Origin of the sequence: Solibacillus sp. FSL W7-1436 (assembly GCF_038007305.1) — a bacterium.
In the GTDB taxonomy this organism is placed as follows: Bacteria; Bacillota; Bacilli; order Bacillales_A; family Planococcaceae; genus Solibacillus.
The window spans coordinates 183,514-201,675 of the sequence record NZ_JBBOWV010000001.1; the positions used below are offsets into that span (position 1 = coordinate 183,514).

An 18,162-nucleotide genomic window follows, 5' to 3' on the forward strand; every position below is an offset into this window, starting at 1 on the left:
CTGGATAAAGTAAAGATTATTCGGTTGCTGTCAATCTGTACCTAATAAAAAAAGCAAATGGACTAATTAAATACTAGTTCATTTGCTTTTATGTTTAGAGTGTCATCATGTAGTAAATGCCGACTGCAAGAAAAATGAAACAGACGACGAGTAAGATTTTCGATAATGTTTCCATGTGTATGCTCCTATGAAATACTTGCTCCGATAACAAATGACAAACCGAGAGAAATAGTAAATGAAATAAATCCAACTGAACGGTTGTCAGCTGCAATCTCCTCATCCACATTAAATTTCGGCGTTAAAAACTCAAATAGAAAATAAGCAAAAATCAATAACGTAAAACCGAATAAACCCCAACCGAGCATTTCAATAAATGATGTATGCTGATTAATCGAATATCTGAAAATATTACAGACGCCTATAATTTTTCCTCCAGTAGCTAAAGCGACCGCGACATTTCCCTTTTTTATTTCATCCCAATTTTTATACTTTGTTACGACCTCAAATAAAATCATTGATACGAATAGGCAAAGGACTACCACACTAAAATAGCCTGCTGTTTCTACGAGAGGATGGTGCCAAAAGTCTGATCCTAGCAATCCATTTTACCCCCTTTAATTATTTTCTTTCTACTTTAATATTAGCGCATAATTTAAAAGGAGCAACAACTATTTTAGTTCTACAATGGTAACACCGAATCCGCCTTCTCCCGCTTCACCATAACGGTATGATTTCACACGTTTATGGTTTTTCAGGAAGTTTTGAATTCCCTGGCGTAATGCACCAGTCCCTTTACCGTGAATAATCGATACACGCGGATAGTTCGCCAACAATGCATCATCTAAATACTTTTCTGTGCGAATAAGCGCTTCTTCATATCGTTCGCCGCGTAAATCAAGTTCCAGTTTCACGATGCTGTTGCGATTTTTTACGTTCATCATCGGACGAGTAACCTGTTCTTTTTCCGGTTTCACATATTCTAAATCGGACTCGGGCAGTTTCATTTTTAAAATACCAATTTGAACAACCCACTCATTTCCTGCTTTTTGCAGAAGTGTACCTTTTTGACCGTAGCTTAATACTTTTACTTCATCGCCCAATTGCAGGTTTTGCTTACGCTCACGGGCAGCGACAGCCTTTTGAAGCACTTTGTTATTGTCAATCGGTGCTGCATTATCCAAACGTTTCTTCGCATCGATTAACTCATGCTCTTTAACTGATAAAGCGGCATTTTCTTTCATTTTTTTCAACTCTGCAATAATTGATTCGGCTTCTTTCTTCGCCTCATCGACAATTTTGCGAGCCTTGTCTTTCGCTTTTTTCTCCAGGTTTTCCTTTTTCTCATCATAAATACGAAGACGTTCTTCCAGCTCTGTACGGATTTTTTGTGCATCTTCCAGTAAAAGGTGAGCTTCGTCTGCTTCACGTTCAGATCGTAATCGGCTTTCTTCAAGTGAAGCAATCATTGACTCTACTTCATGACGGTCAGTACCTGTAAAGGATTTTGCATGGTCGATTACATTTGAACTTAATCCAAGTCGTTTGGAAATTTCAAATGCATTTGAACGACCCGGCACCCCAATGAGCAATCGATACGTCGGGCTGAGTGTTTCAATATCGAACTCTACACTTGCGTTAACTACTGATGGACGGTTATAGCCATATGCCTTCAGCTCCGGATAGTGGGATGTTGCCATAACACGTGCGCCGCGATCGACTGTTTCATCCAATATAGCAATTGCAAGAGCTGCACCTTCCTGCGGATCGGTACCTGCACCAAGCTCATCAAATAAAATTAAAGATTTTTCATTAAATTTGCTTAAAATGTCTACTATATTCACCATATGAGAAGAGAAAGTTGATAATGACTGTTCAATTGACTGTTCATCGCCAATATCTGCAAAAATTTGCTCAAACACGGCCAATTCCGAACCATCCAGTGCCGGAACCGGCAGTCCGCACTGTGCCATAATTGTACACAGTCCCACTGTTTTCAATGTTACTGTTTTACCACCTGTATTTGGTCCAGTAATAACAATTGCTGTAATATCCCGTCCAAATTCAATCGTATTGGCAACAGCTTCTTCAATTGGCAATAGCGGGTGCCGTGCGCGAACTAGTCGTGTATAACCTTCTTTATTCATTTTTGGCATTGTGCATTTATTCGCTTGTCCGTATTTCCCTTTTGCTAAAATGACGTCCAGTTCTCCAAGTAACTGCACAAGAACAAATATTTCATGACCGACTTCCTGTACCTTTAAAGTAAGTTCGGACAGAATGCGCTCGATTTCAGCCTTTTCCTTCACTTTGAGACGCTGTACTTCATTGTTCGCCTGAATCACCGCATCAGGCTCGATGAATAAAGTTTGACCTGAAGCTGACTGATCGTGGACGATTCCGCCATAATGCGAACGATACTCTTGTTTAACCGGGATTACGAAGCGGTCGTTACGAATCGTAATAATCGCGTCAGACAGCATTTTTGTAGCGTTCGAACCACGTGTGAGACTTTCCAGCTTCTGACGCACTTTCGACTCTTCTGAACGTAAAGACTGGCGAATTGAACGTAAGGCAGGACTCGCTGAATCAAGCACCGTACCATTATCATCAATACAGTCATTAATTTCGTGCTGCAATGCAGTCAAGACAGGCATTTGTTCTTTACGTTCAATAAAGTGCGGGATTTCAATCGTATTTTCCGATTCAATATCTTCAATGAAATTCCGTAAAATCCGGCTTGCCCGTATTGTGCTTGCAATTTCCATTAATTCCATCGGGCTGAGCATACCGCCGATCTGTGAGCGTCGTGCATGTGGACGTACATCGAAAATGCCACCCAACGGCACATTGCCTTTTACGCGTAAAATCGCGAGCCCTTCGTCCATTTCTTCCAGGAGTTCGACAACTGTATCGTAATCCGTTTCCGGTACAAGTTCATCGATCGCTTGTTTTCCGATAGAGTTCGTACAAAATGCCGCTACTTGCTCGCGTACTTTATGAAATTCTAGTGTTTTCAATGCTCGTTGTTCGATCATGAGAACACCTCCTATTACTTTTCTTTATTTTTCGCAATAAATGCTTCGAACTTTTCTTTGGACCATGTGTTGACGATCAGGTCTTTTTTCAGCCATGCTTTTTGGGCGTATTTGACACCGATGTCCATAAAGCGCAGCTGATCAATTGCATGCGCGTCTGTATTGATGGCGATTGGTACATTTTTCTCCATTGCCAGCATTAAATATTCGATGCTTAAGTCCAGGCGGTACGGATTTGCATTGAGTTCCAATATTTTACCATTTTCTGCTGCCCATTCGATCAGTAACGGTACATCCGGATCATAGCCGCCGCGCTGTCCGACGATACGGCCTGTCGGGTGAGCAATCATATGGACATACGGATTTTCTACTGCTGTTTTTAAGCGCGCCATAATTTTGTCCTGCGATTGAGTAAAACTTGAATGGATCGATGCGATAACAAAATCCAGTTCTTTTAAAACATCATCTCCAAAATCTAATGTTCCATCAGGCAGAATATCCATTTCCGTACCTCTGTATAGTCGGAAACTTGGATTTGCTTCGTTAAATGCATAAATATCAAGCTTTTGCTGTTCAAGTCGTTCAGGTGTTAATCCATTCGCCACTTTTAAATATTGCGAGTGATCGGTAATGACGGCATGTGAATATCCGATATCCATTAAAGCTTGCCCCATCTCGCTCACTGAATGCGCACCATCTGACCATGTTGTATGCATATGAAGATCCGATACGATATCTTCCAGCTTCACTAATCCGCTAAGCTCGTCCAAACGGTCCAGCTCTTTCCCGCTTTCACGCACAGTCGGCGGAATAAAAGGTAAATTGAAATGCGCAAAAAACGCTTCTTCCGATTCAAACGTTACTACAGTACCATCTTCCTGCTCGACACCATATTCACTTATTTTTTTCCCTAATGATTTTGCAAGCTGACGCATGCGTACATTATGGTCTTTCGAACCGGTGAAATGATGAAGTGCTGACGCAAATTCTTCACGCGACACTAAACGGAAATCTACACTTACCGGTTCTTCACGATCCAGTATGACAGACACTTTTGTATCCCCTGCCGCAACAGTTTCCAATATCGCAAGGCGCGTTAAAATCGCTTCACGAACAGACTCATATTCCTTCGTTGCCACGATGAAATCAACATCTTTACTCGTTTCCGCAACGCGTCGGAAGCTTCCTGCAACCGAGAACTTTTCTACTTCAGGCAAACTCGCTAAAAGCTCGTTAATTTCCAAAACAACAGGCTCAAGCTGCCAAATAGGTAACCGCTCAGCACGGGAACCAAATGTTTCAAGTTCTTTTAAAATTTTTTCCTCAGTTTTTGCCGCAAACCCTGCAAGCGCTCTTACTTGCCCTGCCTCACACGCTGCCTTTAATGTGGCTGCATCCACGATGTTCAGTTCCTGATACAATTTGGCAAGCTTTTTACCACCTAACCCGGGTAGTTTCATCAATGGAACAAGCCCTTTCGGTACAGCTGCCTCCAGCTCCTTCAATACAGTCGATTCCCCGATTTCCATCAGCTCTGTAATAACCGAAGCCGTTCCTTTTCCGATCCCTTTAATTGCTGTAATATCATCGATTTCGCTCAGGCTCCGCTCGTCTGCCTCGAGTGCTGCCGCCGCTTTTCGGAATGCGGATACTTTAAACGGATTTTCTGCCTGCAGCTCCATATATAAAGCTATTTTTTCCAATGTACGGATAATAATTTTTTTGTTCATCATTGTCTCTCCTTTAAAAAAGCTCCTCCCGAAAATCGAGAGAAGCACTGCATGATTTTCAAATCAATTACGCCTCGGCATAATGGTGTCCAGGTTCGGCTAAAGATCCGCGGTAAACGGATAAGTCAGCAGTTTTAGCAAAATGCGATGCTTTCAGGCTGACTTCCTTCTTTAGTAATTCCTTTTCCGAATTTTGGACACCCGCTACATAAGTTAGTTCTTTTGAATATACCACCAATTTTGGAACATGCTTGTAATAAGCGGTGTATGCTCCAGTATAAGTCCTGCCAAAATCGAACTGTCGATGAATGTTTGAATCGATTCCACCGGCAGTAGTGCTACAACATACAGTCCAATAAAAAGAACAAGATACATTTCGATAAATCCAAGAACTGCACCTAATACATAGTTTAATGAACTCAATACAGGTAAATACGTTAAAAAATCAAACATTGATCCGACAATTTGGAGGGCAATCTTTACAGCAAAGAAAATAATGGCAAACGCAAAGACGCGATAAAACGTACGGTCAACATCGAGTGAATCCAGAACGAGCGTCATTGTTGAACCTTCTGTAAATCCAGGATACGGAATCCATAAAACAAATTTTTCTGCTAGCGGCTTATAGTAAATAACCGCTACAATGAGGGCAATAATGAAACTTCCGATATTGATAAGTTGAACAACGAACCCTCGTTTCGCTCCAACTATGAGACTAATGATAAAAACTGCGAGAATAATTAAATCCAACATGTATGTCAACCCTTCAAATGTTTCAATTGTATTTCTAGTTTTTCAAATTGCTCTTTTAATAATAGATAATCGTGCACAGAATTAACGGCTGTTAATACAGCTAGCTTCGCTGTATCTAAAGATGGATTATGGGCACTGATTTCCCGCATTTTGTCGTCCACTAACGAAGCAACAAGACGCATATGGACCGATGATTCTGTTCCTACCATTTTATATGTATTACCATATATTTCTACGGAAATGCGATTCTTTTCTTGCTCAGCCAAAATAATCCCTCCAGAAAAAATAAGTGAACAGTAACGAAAAAACTTTTTTCGTTCTTTGCCCAATAAAAGATTGAAAGCAAACCTGATTGATTCTATTATATAACGATGCCATTTTCCTATTGTACATCATAACATTTCCAATTTCACTATCGCAACACCATGTCCAGAATGTTCCTTCTAAAGAAGCATACATATGTAAGTTCCCCTTTTTTTTCAAAAAAGCTATACTACATAGTATGACATCATTTTTGAAAGGATCGATTATGACAAATATTGTTTTACTTTGCAGTGCTGAACAACAGCAATCAATACAACATTTCTATAAAGACGCCCTTATCGAACGAAAGGCTCCCGGTGTTATTTTCGCGGCAAAACTTGCCGATACGGCCATTACTGCATATAAATCAGGAAAAGTAATGTTTCAAGGGGCGGGGGCAGATCGTGAAGCAGCACGATGGGGTCAAGCAGGTACTTCAACGACTAAAGTTGCCTCGACGAAAGGCGATAAACTGCCGGACAATTTTGCGGCATTATCTGTTTTAGGCTCAGATGAAACGGGAACAGGCGATTACTTTGGCCCTGTAACGGTTGCCGCTGTCTATGTTCCAGCAGATAAAATAGCGCTCGTCCAGGAACTTGGTGTGAAGGACTCCAAACAATTAACTGATGACTATATGCGGCAAATTGCTCCGGATTTGATGAAGGTTTGCGCTCACAGTATTTTGACGCTGCGCAATGATAAATACAATGCAATTCAGGCACGGGGGTATTCGCAGGGGAAAATTAAAGCGCTGCTGCACAATCAGGCATTAAAGCATGTATTGACAAAAATAGCACCGGAAACCCCTCAGTATATTTTAATCGACCAATTTGCAGAGCGCGGTATTTACTATAATCACATAAAAAATGAAAAAGAAATTGTCCGCCAAAATGTCCTGTTTTCAACAAAAGCGGAAAATCTGCATGTAGCCGTTGCTACTGCCTCGATTTTGGCGCGTTATGCATTTCTTAAAGAAATGGATCGTCTTGCAAAAGTGACTGGGTTCCCTCTTCAAAAAGGAGCGAGCGGCAAAGTCGATGAAATGGCTGCTAAAATTTGGTTGAAGCATGGTGAGGAGACACTTCGTTCTATGACGAAATGGCATTTTGCCAATACTGAAAAAGCACGCAAACTTCTGCAAAAGAAGAAATAGAAAAGGAGCTGCCGCCATCAATTGGCACAGCTCCATTATTATTTTTCCATTACCGCAAAATAATTCTCTTCATCATCAGCAAAGTTGAACACTTTCCCGAAAGGCATCTTCATGAACTCCCCGACCGTAATTCCTTTTGCTTTAAAATCTTCATACAGTTCCTCTAAATTTTTAGCATAAAACATTAACGAAGGTGTAGACAAATTCAATTCAGGAGACATTTCTTCTATTTTCTTTTTGTCATGCAATACAATGCTTGTCTGCGTTTCATCTTTTGGTGCAATCGTAATAATTCGCATGCCATTAGTGATGTCGGAAACTACAGTAAATCCTAATTTTTCAGTCCAAAACTTTTTTGACTGTTCCTGATCTTCTACATACAGCATGACTTGCCCTAATTGTTCAATCATTTTTCAAGCTCCTTTTTATACAGCGTAATTTACCCAAGTATAACAAATAAAAAACGGCAGGTGATAAAATCTCCCGCCGCTGCATTATTTTATTTTTTTTCCGGGACAGTTCCCATAAAGTCTTCACGCTTCGTTACATCCACACGCTTAATAAATATCGCTAAAATTAAAGCGACAACTGTAATTCCCGCTGCCACGAAGAAACTGTACGTAATCCCGTCAAGCATTGCCTGTTGCATTACTTGTGCCTGGGCTTGTGCAATTTGCTCAGCAGTCGGCTGTACAGAAGAGGAAGCATTCGCTTGCATATCTGCTGCAATTTCAGCTGCACGAGTTTTTGTGTGTGAGTTGAAAATAGTTACTAATACTGCTGTACCAATTGCCCCTGCTACTTGCTGAGCTGTATTGTTCATCGCTGTACCATGCGGATTTAAACGGTTCGGCAATGCATTTAAACCGTTTGTCATAATTGGCATCATAACCATTGAAATACCTAACATTCGAATTGTATAAATCGAAATGATAAATAAGTACGATGAATCAACTTCCAAATAACCTAATCCGATAGTTGCTAATGTTGTAATCGTTAATCCGATAACAGCTAAAATACGCGGTCCGAACTGATCAAATAATTTCCCTGTAATCGGTGACATAATCCCCATTACTATTGCACCCGGCAACATCATTAAACCTGCTTCAAACGGTTCGATTCCACGGACATTCTGCACATAGGCAGGTGTTAAAATCATCCCTGAGAACATCGCTACAGATAATACCATTGATACAACAGAAGCTAATGCGTATGAAGGATATGTGTAAATACGTAAATCCAGTAACGGCTGCTCTAAGCGGAATTGGCGAATGATAAACCACGCTAAACCAATTGCCCCTACTGTAATTGTTCCCCATACTTCTATTGCCGACCAGCCGGCTGAACTAGCTGTACTGAAGCCGTATAATAATCCGCCAAAACCGATTGTAGATAATCCAATTGAAAGTATATCGATTTTAGCATCTCGGTTCGGAAGGACATCTTCCAGTTTCCAAACTGCCAGTAATAATGATAAAACGGCAATCGGAAGAATCATTTTGAACAGTACGCTCCAGTCATAATGTTCAACAATCCATCCAGATAAAGTCGGCCCGATTGCTGGAGCCAATACCATAACTAGACCGAACATCCCCATTGCCTGCCCGCGTTTTTCAACCGGGAAGCTAATGAGCATAACGTTCATTAAAATCGGTGCCATCGTTGCTGCCCCAGCTGCCTGAATCATACGGCCTGCCAGTAAAAATCCGAAGCTAGGCGCAAATGAAGCCAATGCTGTACCGATAACGAAAATCGACATCGATAAAATGAATAAAGGTCGTGTTCTGAATTTTGTAATTAAATATGCAGAAGCCGGAACCAATACCCCGCTCACTAGCATGTAGCCTGTCGCTAACCATTGTACTGTCGAATAATCCTCAATATCAAAAGCCGCCATAATTGATGGTAATGCTACGTTTAATAATGTGTTATTTAAAAATGCTACAAACGCCCCGACAAATAATACGGCTATCATTAAATACGGAGGCTTTTTAAATGTTTTTACATCTTGTGTCTGTTCCATAATTTTATTCCCCTTCTTCAATCTTTCAATCTTTCTATTTCTGTACTCGAACTATTTTATACTCGCAGTCCAAAAAATTCAACATTTTTATACTCATAGTCTAAAAACATTGCGAATACACGCTTTAAACAGTAGAATGAGAGTACAATTCAGAGTATATAGTACAAAGAAATTCACTATTATTACGTTATATGCAAAGGAAATCGTTTTAATTGATATGGAGGAAGTTCATGAATCAACGAAAAAGACAGGTACTTGATAGTGCATTGCAGCTTTTTATCGAAAAAGGCTTTCATGAAACATCAATACAGGACATTTTAGACAAAGCGCTTATTTCGAAAGGGACATTTTATAATTATTTCCCATCTAAAGTGGAATGTTTTAAGTCGATTATGGAACAGACCCGATACGAAGCAAGCTTATTACGGCATGAAATGTTGCTAAATCAAGATATTACCGATGAAAACTTATTATTGGAACAAATTCTCGTTCTTATGCAAATCAATAAAAAACAAAACTTGGTATCCTTGTTCGAAAATATCTTTCAGTCGAATGACAAGGAGCTCCGACACTTATTGGAACGCTATCGCCTATTGGAAATTGAGTGGGTATCCAATCGATTCATCGATATTTTTGGCGAGAAGGTCCGTCCCTATTCGCTTGAGCTAGCCATTTTATATTTCGCGATGGTTCACCATTTAACCTATTCCCACCGCCTCTTCTACAGTAAAATGATCGACCAGAAGAAAATTTTGCAAATTGCATTGCGTAACATTAAAGCGATTTATCCTGTTATGTTGGAAAATGGTGAAATCCTCATTACACAGGATGCACTTCAGCTAGTCGAAGAGAAAAAAATTTACCAGTCGATTACAAAGAGTGATTTAATCGAAAAGGTCCAGGGATTCCTTGACCAGTTACAACTGGATACTGACAATGAGACGGGGACTCAATTCACTGAAAGTATTCTGGATGAACTGCAGCGTAATGAGTTGCGTCTTGCGGTTATTGAAACACTGCTTAAACCTTTCCGCGAAGCTTTTGCAAACACACCGCATGCCGGGGAAAATGTGGAACTTGCAAATTTATTATGGTACTTCATCAAAAATGGTGACCAGAAGTAATACTCGCATCTATTCCTAGTCAATAAAAAAGTCGTATTGAACGTCATCTGTTCAATACGACTTTTTATTAGTTAGTGCTTGTCGAAATGTGCACTTTCAGTTGTTTACCCTTAATCGGCGTTGTCTTCATTGCTTTTAACACGAGATTACCTTTTCCATTCAAAATTTCCACGAATGTAGAAGTATCCAAAATCGTTATAATGCCGATATCTGCAGCGGTCATACCAGGAATTTTTGCAATCGTTCCGACAAAATCAACAGCACGCAGCTTTTTCTTCTTACCGCCATTGAAATAGAGCTTCGTAATGTTTGCATCGACTTTGGCATTCTTCTGTTTTTTCTTTTGTGGTCGGCTTTGCATCTTTTTGTCAAACGCCTCCGCCTTTGCTTCTACCTCTTCATGAGTCGGCAAGTCCATCTTAGGAATCGTAAATCCTATCAGTTCTTCAATCCCTGCCAGGAAGTCATGTTCAAATGGCGTCACAAACGTAATAGCCTTCCCTTCCTTGCCGGCCCGTCCTGTTCGGCCAGTACGATGTACATACGCTTCCTTTTCCATCGGTAGATCATAGTTAATTACCAATGAAATGTTCTCGATATCAATACCGCGCGCGGCGACATCTGTTGCCACTAAATAGCGGAAGTCTCCACGCTTGTAATCATTCATGACAAGCAGACGAGTTGACTGATCCATGCCGCCGTGCAGCTTATCGACACTATATTCGCGATCATATAAATAATCGTGCAAGGCATCGACACGATCTTTCGTACGACAGAAAATAATGCACGTATCCGGATTTTCCACTACCGCGATTTTTTCGACAGCAGCTGTTTTTTCTTCGTCCTGTACTTCAATGACCGCATGCTCAATTTTTGGCACAGCCTCTTCCGAGTGGACTTCTATGTCAATCGGGTCTTTTAAATAATTGGATGCCAGTTTTTTTATCGTTTCAGGTACTGTCGCTGAAAACAGCATCGTTACTTCACGATGTTCCACATGGGAAAGTATCGCTTCGACTTGCTCGATAAAGCCCATGTTAAGCATTTCATCTGCTTCATCAAGAACAACATAGCGAATTTTATCAAGCTTCAATGTTCCCTTTTCGATATGGTCCAGTACGCGTCCGGGAGTACCAACTGCAATATGCGTTTTCTGCTTTAATTCGTCCTGCTGATAACGGAACGGCTGCTTTCCGTATAATGCGGTAGCTTTAATACGTTTATATCGTCCAATATTGGTAAACTCTTCTTTTACTTGAACGGCCAGTTCACGTGTTGGTGTTAACACAAGTGCTTGTGGCTTGTTTTCAATCCAATCGATATTTTCGCAAATCGGAATCGCGAATGCTGCAGTTTTCCCGCTTCCTGTTTGTGCTTTAACAATTAAATCCTGTTCCTTTAATGCATGGGGCAACACTTTTTGCTGAACTTCAGTTGGTGTGCTGTAATCCAAATCTTTAAGCGAACGCTGTAATTCAGGTGATAATGGATAGTCGTTAAAATTAGTTGTCATATTTATTCCTCTTTTTCTTCTATTAATGAATGATTCCCGGATCAACAATAGCGATAAATTTTCTCGTTGTTTTTGAAAGTGAAACATTTTTTAAATGGACAATCCCTAAATTACGCTTAGGAATTGGCTGTTGGAGCTCAATTTCATATAAAATCTCTCTATCCAAGTATTCGGTCGCAAACTCCTTTGTTACACTTGCGATGCCTAAATTAATTTTTGCAAATTCCAATACTAAATCATGTGAGCCTAACTCGAATTCAGGGGAAATCGTATAGCCCTGTTCTTTTAAATAGTTTTCCACATAATTTCGGGAATTTGCCTTTTTTTCTAAAAAAATTAACGGCAGCTTCATGAGCATATCTAGCTGAATTGGCTTTTTTGATAAATTTTTATATTTTTGTCCGCACACAAATATATCATGAATTTCCTTACAAGGGATAACTTGAAGCTGTGGATCTTGAATCGGCAAGTTGCATATACCCAAATCCGCTTCCCCTGATTTAATAAAAGCTAATATTTCATTTGTTGTACCGTTTAAAACCTTTAATTTAATACCAGGATATTTAATGTGGAATGCCTCTAAATAAGGCAGTAAAAAGTATCTCGAAATCGTATCCCCGACCCCGATGCGTAAAACGCCTGTACGCAGATTTTTAAATTCGGCGATTTTTTCTTCACCCGCGTCCAGAATACCAAGAGCGGAGTTGACATATTCGTGTAACAATTTACCTTCTTCTGTTAAGGTTACCCCTTTTGGTGTTCTGTTAAATAAAACGGTATCAAGTTCTTTCTCAAGTTTTGAAATGGACTGGCTAACAGCCGGCTGCGTCATATATAAAGAAGCTGCTGCCTTCGAAAAACTTTTGCTTCGACTTACTTCATTGAAAATGCGATAAACTTCCAACTTTATTATCATATAATCCCCACTTATATCTGATATTAGAATTATTAATTTTACTTATATCACATGAACAGGTTATAGTAAACATTGTGAGATTACTTATGTTTTGCTTAAAAGTAAGCAAAAGCAATTAAAATATAACTTAGAGCTTTGAAGGAGAGATTATTTTGGAACGTGTAGTAGGAACAGTTGTACGAGGTCTTCGTGGCCCGATTATTAATGAAGGGGACGATATTGTTCAAATCGTTGTGGATACAGCGTTAAATGCTGCAAAGACAGAGGGCTTTGCAATTGAAGATCGAGATATAGTGACAGTGACAGAATCTGTTGTTGCACGTGCACAAGGTAATTACGCCAAAATTACAGATATCGCATCTGATGTAAAAGCAAAATTCGGTGATGACACTGTAGGTGTGATTTTCCCGATTCTTTCGCGTAACCGCTTCTCGAATATTTTAAAAGGAATTGCAGCAGGTACAAAGAAAATTGTCCTTATGCTAAGCTATCCATCTGATGAAGTGGGCAACCATTTAGTATCATTGGATGAACTTGATGAAAAAGGTATCAACCCATGGACTGATGTATTGACAGAGGCTGAATTCCGTGGTCATTTCGGTTTTAACAAACATACATTTACAGGTGTGGACTACATCGAATATTATAAAGAATTAATCGTTGAACAAGGTGCGGAAGTTGAAGTCATCTTCTCGAACAATGCAAAAACGATTTTAGATTATACGAAAAGCATTTTAACTTGTGATATTCACTCTCGCTTCCGTACAAAACGGATTTTAAAAGCTGCGGGCGCTGAAAAAATTTATGGTCTTGACAATATTTTAGCTGAATCTGTAAACGGATCTGGCTTTAACTCTAAATACGGATTACTTGGATCAAATAAATCGACAGAAGATGGAGTGAAATTATTCCCTGACAACTGTCAACCAATCGTAGATGACATCCAGGCTAAAATTTTAGCAGCTACAGGGAAACTTGTAGAAGTTATGATTTACGGTGACGGGGCATTTAAAGATCCAGTAGGCCAAATTTGGGAGCTAGCTGACCCTGTTGTATCACCTGCCTATACACCAGGTCTTGATGGTACTCCAAACGAAATTAAGTTGAAGTACTTAGCGGATAATGATTTCTCTAACCTGCATGGTGAAGAACTGAAAGAAGCAATCAAAGAATATATCAATAACAAAGAAGAAGATTTAACTGGTAATATGGCTGCGCAAGGTACAACGCCTCGTAAGCTGACAGATTTAATCGGTTCATTATCTGACTTAACTTCCGGTTCAGGCGATAAAGGAACACCAATGATCTACATCCAAGGCTATTTCGATAACTATACAAAATAAAAAACAGACTCAATTCCCCTTAACGGGAGTTGAGTCTGTTTTTTGATTTAGATGAAAAAATAAAACGGTGCAAATTTTAAATTTGCACCGTTACTTAATTTACGTTATAGACTGTACTGATTTACTTCTCAATACCTTCTGTCCATTTGTTCACTACGTCTTGGTTTTCTTCAACCCATTGTTTTGCTGCTTCTTCAGGTTTTGTTCCTGAGTAGATGTTCAGCATCACTTCTTCGATATCTTCAGTTGTCCATTCAAAGGCATCTAAAATCTTGAATGCATCAGGTGACTCCTGTTCTAAGTCTTGACGTACAAATGTGTGAATACTTTCTTCTCCGCCAAATACTCCTTCAGGATCTTCTAAATACTTCAAATCATAGTTGGCAAATTTCCAGTGTGGGCTCCAGCCTGTCACAACGATATCTTCTTCATTTTTAATTGCCTGTTCTAAAGCTACAGTCATCGCACCTGATGAAGATGGTTGTAACGACCAAGATTCCAGATTCGGATATGTTTCAAGTGCTCTTTCAGCAGCCGCAACAACACCTGCACCTGCTTCAATACCTGTAATTGTCGATGCTGCCTCTGTAGATAAATCAGCGATTGATGTTGCTTCCATATAACTTGGTACAACTAATCCGATTTTCGCACCTTTTAGGTTTGGTCCCAAATCTTCTAGATCTGAACCGTATTTTTCATATTGTGACGCATGTGTAGCAGGTAACCAGCCAGATACCATCGCATCCGCTTCACCTTTAGAAACTGCTTCCCACATGATGGCATTGTCCAATGGTGTAATGTCAACTTTATAGCCGACACTTTCCAGTACTTCTGCCACTACATACGTAGAAGCAACCTCTGAATCCCATTCTACATAGGCTAATTCAATTGAACCTAAATCTTCTGATGATGACGTTTCTTTTTTCTCTGTTGTGTCATCTCCACACGCTGCTAATAATAGCGCTGCACTCATTGCTGTAGCTGCAGGCATCCATTTCATTTTTTTCATTTTACTTTCCCCCATTTGATTTTTGCTTATTTAAACTTTGTGTTAGGCGGTCTACAATAATCGCGAAGATTACTAGACTGATCCCAGCAACAAAACCATTACCGATTTGCGCTCGTTGTAGAGCCGATAATACTTCACGACCTAAACCTGGCGCACCAATCATCGATGCAATAACAACCATCGATAGTGATAATAGTACAGTTTGGTTAATACCGGCCATAATTGTAGATCTTGAAAGTGGCAGTTCTACTTTCACTAATTTTTGAGTGAATGTACTACCATAAGAATCCGCTGCTTCGATTAAATGCGTCGGAACTTGACGGATACCTAGATTTGTAAAACGTACAGTTGGTGGTAATGCGAAGATTACTGAGGCAAATACACCTGGTACGACACCAATTCCGAAAAACGCAACAGCCGGAATTAAATAAACGAATCCAGGCATTGTTTGCATAAAGTCTAAAATTGGTTTTAAAATTTCTTCTACTACTTTTGATTTCGACATCAGAATGCCAAGTGGTATACCGATTACAATCGCGATTAAACTAGAAAACAGCACGAGTGTAAATGTATTCATAAGCTGATTCCATAAGCCCTGGTTTAATATGAACAGTAAACCAATGATAGAAAAGATGGCTAAGCCGAATTTTTTGCCTGTAGCGAAAAATGCCAACACGGCAATGATTAAAATAAATACATACGGCGGAATAGCTGTTAATCCGGATGTAACAAGGTCCATCAAATCTTCACCGTTGCTTTGAATGAAACGGAATTGGGCTGAAAAAGTATCTGTTACAATATCCATTAAATCTTCTACTTTTTCTGCGACTGGTAATGGCGTTGCCAGATTTAAAATTTTACTCATTGTCTACACCTCCGTTTTTTTCAGAGGCTAACGACTCTAAAACAACTCCACGGATTAGTACTCCGCGCAGTTTCCCTTCTTCGACAACAGCAACTGGTGTTGGAGAATCGGAAATAACCGATAAAATGTCCTGGATCACTGTTGATGGTTCAACAATCGGCATATCATTGCGTAAGATTGTCTGCAGTGACTTTTCGCCGGATTGCGCAAGCTCCAGTGCATCATTTGCAGTAATATAGCCTAAATATTTGCGGGCTTTATCCACTGCGAGCAGAACACTTACTTTATCTTCTCTCATACGCTGCAGCGCAACTTTCGGTCCCTCATGATCAATTTGAATTGTCATTGGACGAATCATCGCATTTTCCGCAGTCAATACTTTCGAACGATCTACATCTTCCAGGAATGAACGGACATACTCATTTGCAGGGTTAGTCAATATTTCTTCCCCTGTTCCTACTTGCATGATCTTTCCATCTTTCATAATGGCAATACGGTCACCAATACGAAGTGCTTCATTTAAATCATGTGTAATAAAGACAATTGTTTTTTGTAAATTAGCTTGTAACTCCAATAGCTCATCTTGCATCTCTTTACGAATGAGCGGATCAAGAGCAGAAAAAGCTTCATCCATTAATATGATTTCTGTATCATTTGCCAACGCTCGTGCAAGTCCTACACGCTGCTGCATACCACCTGATAATTGATCTGGATACTGGTCTTTATAGGAGAGCAACCCTGCATTCTGTAAAGCCTTTTCTGCTTTTAATCGTCTTTCCTCTTTCGGAACGCCTCTGACTTCCAGGCCATACTCTGCATTTTGTAAAATGGTACGTTGCGGGAATAATGCGAAGTTTTGAAACACCATGCTCATTTTTTCCCTGCGAACTAGCTGCAGGCTCTTTTTATTGAGCTTTGTAATATTTTGGTCATCTATATAAATATCACCACTCGTTGGTTGAATGAGACGATTGAGTAAACGAATTAATGTCGACTTCCCACTTCCTGAAAGCCCCATAATTACGAAAATCTCACCTTCTTCAATTGTCAAACTAGCTTCATATACACCTACAGTAGCATTTGTTTCTTTTAAAATCTGTTCTTTGGATTTCTCTTGCTTCACGAGCTTTAATGCCTGTGATGTATTTTTTCCAAATACTTTAGTGACTCGGTCTATTTTAATTTTCCCCATAATCCACTTCCTAATATAATTGATTTCACGCTAGTAACAACTTTATATTTATCTCGGGTTGTTAAAAGCAACAACTTTTATATTAATAGACGTTGTTACTATTGTCAAATGAGAATCGCTTTTTTTGCACCTGCATCTAGAAATAAAGTCCCTTAAACAGAAAAAACTACTCCCGAAATACAATGTTGGAGTAGTTTGTTTTTGTTATAAATTTGATGACCTTTATCTATTCTGATTGAAAGTTGTTACTTTCCAGCTGTAAAAAGTGTTTAACATTGGAATAGCACTCTTCTTTTCCGATGAAAAATAATGTATCCCCGGCAGATAGTGTTGCGTATGGACCAGGGGAAACAATCAGTTCATGATCTTTTTTTATTCCAATTATTGTGGCACCCGTTTCCTGCCAGAAATTAATTTCGCCTACATTTTTCGATAGGAATGGACAATTTTCAGTAATATCGATTTGAAAAGGTACAAACGGATTTATCGATTGATAGCGGCTAGTCCTGTTGACCATTTCTACTAATGTATCCTGGAAATGATGCAACTCATCAATTTGGCGTTCAATACTGTCGGTTAACTGTTTTTGTAAATCTCTTATAGACTTAACGCCTGTTAACCGCTGAATGTATTTAGCCGCATTTTCATAGGAAACGATGACAACACCGCTTCCCTTTGTTGCTTCTACAATATTTAAATCCTGCAGAACGGCAATCGCTCTTCTCGCGGTTTCCGATGAAACACTGTATTGAGATGCCAGCGATGAACGGGCGTAAATCTTTTCACCGACCACATATTTTTTTTCGACAATTTTAGCGGCAATATCTTCTGCTATTACTTGATATTTAGGCTGCTTAATTTGGATTTTCTTCTCCATTATTTGCACTCCTTTGTGCTGTGTTCATTATGCATAAGCAAAATTCCTATATTTATACTATATCGCATTATATACCTTTTTATAAAAACAACAAATAGTTCGCCGATTTCGAATATATTTTTCATAATATATCTTTTAATAAATTGGATTAAATACAGGTAAATTTTCTGTTAAATACTAACAATAACATTATTAACTATTTTATTCGATTTATTTCTTCATTTTTCGACAAAGTTAACACTTCAGCACTTCAACTCAATAAACTTGTTTATTATTCTGAAAAATAATGATAAAATTTTGATTATTGTAAATTAGAAAAAGGT

General features: G+C 39.3%; 17 protein-coding genes. 3 read left to right on the top strand and 14 right to left on the bottom strand.

Features of this window, described 5'->3' with window-relative positions:
• Positions 1-185: 185 nt before the first annotated feature.
• The 6 genes from MKX73_RS00895 to zapA all read right to left on the bottom strand — a co-directional run bounded on the left by MKX73_RS00895 (position 186) and on the right by zapA (position 5,784).
• Positions 186-599: a DUF350 domain-containing protein gene (locus MKX73_RS00895; RefSeq protein WP_340715911.1), complete on the bottom strand. Its 414-nt coding sequence runs from the start codon at positions 597-599 to the stop codon at positions 186-188.
• Between the two features lie 69 nt (positions 600-668).
• Positions 669-3,035: an endonuclease MutS2 gene (locus MKX73_RS00900; protein ID WP_340715912.1), complete on the bottom strand. Its 2,367-nt coding sequence runs from the start codon at positions 3,033-3,035 to the stop codon at positions 669-671.
• A gap of 14 nt (positions 3,036-3,049) precedes the next feature.
• Positions 3,050-4,768: a DNA polymerase/3'-5' exonuclease PolX gene (polX, locus tag MKX73_RS00905; RefSeq protein ID WP_340715913.1), complete on the bottom strand. Its 1,719-nt coding sequence runs from the start codon at positions 4,766-4,768 to the stop codon at positions 3,050-3,052.
• A gap of 64 nt (positions 4,769-4,832) precedes the next feature.
• Positions 4,833-5,003: a hypothetical protein gene (locus tag MKX73_RS00910; RefSeq protein ID WP_340715914.1), complete on the bottom strand. Its 171-nt coding sequence runs from the start codon at positions 5,001-5,003 to the stop codon at positions 4,833-4,835.
• Entirely contained in the window at positions 4,979-5,518 is a 540-nt protein-coding gene (locus MKX73_RS00915; RefSeq protein ID WP_340715915.1) for a CvpA family protein, read from the bottom strand. Before MKX73_RS00915 ends, MKX73_RS00910 begins: the two co-directional genes overlap by 25 nt.
• Positions 5,519-5,523: 5 nt before the next feature.
• Positions 5,524-5,784, bottom strand: coding sequence for a cell division protein ZapA (gene zapA, locus MKX73_RS00920; protein WP_008405018.1), 261 nt, complete (start codon positions 5,782-5,784; stop codon positions 5,524-5,526).
• Positions 5,785-6,047: 263 nt separating this feature from the next.
• On the opposite strand from zapA, the gene rnhC reads away from it, so the two are divergent.
• On the top strand, positions 6,048-6,977 hold the full coding sequence (gene rnhC, locus MKX73_RS00925) for a ribonuclease HIII (protein ID WP_340715916.1): 930 nt from the start codon (positions 6,048-6,050) through the stop codon (positions 6,975-6,977).
• A gap of 38 nt (positions 6,978-7,015) precedes the next feature.
• Here rnhC and MKX73_RS00930 read toward each other — a convergent pair whose 3' ends face one another.
• Positions 7,016-7,387: a VOC family protein gene (locus MKX73_RS00930; protein WP_340715917.1), complete on the bottom strand. Its 372-nt coding sequence runs from the start codon at positions 7,385-7,387 to the stop codon at positions 7,016-7,018.
• An 89-nt stretch (positions 7,388-7,476) separates the two neighbouring features.
• A complete protein-coding gene (locus tag MKX73_RS00935; RefSeq protein WP_340715918.1) occupies positions 7,477-9,000 on the bottom strand; it encodes a DHA2 family efflux MFS transporter permease subunit in 1,524 nt (507 codons plus the stop codon).
• A gap of 230 nt (positions 9,001-9,230) precedes the next feature.
• On the opposite strand from MKX73_RS00935, the gene MKX73_RS00940 reads away from it, so the two are divergent.
• Positions 9,231-10,124, top strand: a complete 894-nt coding sequence (locus tag MKX73_RS00940; protein WP_340715919.1) for a TetR/AcrR family transcriptional regulator — start codon at positions 9,231-9,233, stop codon at positions 10,122-10,124.
• Between the two features lie 67 nt (positions 10,125-10,191).
• Here MKX73_RS00940 and MKX73_RS00945 read toward each other — a convergent pair whose 3' ends face one another.
• A complete protein-coding gene (locus MKX73_RS00945) occupies positions 10,192-11,637 on the bottom strand; it encodes a DEAD/DEAH box helicase (RefSeq protein WP_340715920.1) in 1,446 nt (481 codons plus the stop codon).
• Positions 11,638-11,659: 22 nt separating this feature from the next.
• The gene (locus MKX73_RS00950) at positions 11,660-12,553 is read right to left on the bottom strand and encodes a LysR family transcriptional regulator (protein ID WP_340715921.1); all 894 of its coding nucleotides are present in this window, start codon (positions 12,551-12,553) and stop codon (positions 11,660-11,662) included.
• Between the two features lie 152 nt (positions 12,554-12,705).
• Between MKX73_RS00950 and MKX73_RS00955 the strand changes: the two genes are divergently transcribed.
• Entirely contained in the window at positions 12,706-13,896 is a 1,191-nt protein-coding gene (locus MKX73_RS00955; protein WP_340715922.1) for a coenzyme F420-0:L-glutamate ligase, read from the top strand.
• Positions 13,897-14,017: 121 nt separating this feature from the next.
• Here MKX73_RS00955 and MKX73_RS00960 read toward each other — a convergent pair whose 3' ends face one another.
• The 4 genes from MKX73_RS00960 to MKX73_RS00975 all read right to left on the bottom strand — a co-directional run bounded on the left by MKX73_RS00960 (position 14,018) and on the right by MKX73_RS00975 (position 17,839).
• The gene (locus MKX73_RS00960) at positions 14,018-14,905 is read right to left on the bottom strand and encodes a glycine betaine ABC transporter substrate-binding protein (RefSeq protein ID WP_340715923.1); all 888 of its coding nucleotides are present in this window, start codon (positions 14,903-14,905) and stop codon (positions 14,018-14,020) included.
• A 1-nt stretch (position 14,906) separates the two neighbouring features.
• Positions 14,907-15,770 carry an ABC transporter permease gene (locus MKX73_RS00965; protein ID WP_340715924.1) on the bottom strand — a complete coding sequence of 288 codons (864 nt, stop codon included), beginning with the start codon at positions 15,768-15,770 and terminating at the stop codon, positions 14,907-14,909.
• Positions 15,763-16,962: a quaternary amine ABC transporter ATP-binding protein gene (locus MKX73_RS00970; RefSeq protein WP_340715925.1), complete on the bottom strand. Its 1,200-nt coding sequence runs from the start codon at positions 16,960-16,962 to the stop codon at positions 15,763-15,765. The genes MKX73_RS00965 and MKX73_RS00970 overlap by 8 nt, the downstream gene beginning before the upstream one ends.
• A 226-nt stretch (positions 16,963-17,188) precedes the next feature.
• Positions 17,189-17,839: a TrkA C-terminal domain-containing protein gene (locus tag MKX73_RS00975; protein WP_340715926.1), complete on the bottom strand. Its 651-nt coding sequence runs from the start codon at positions 17,837-17,839 to the stop codon at positions 17,189-17,191.
• Positions 17,840-18,162 lie beyond the last annotated feature (323 nt).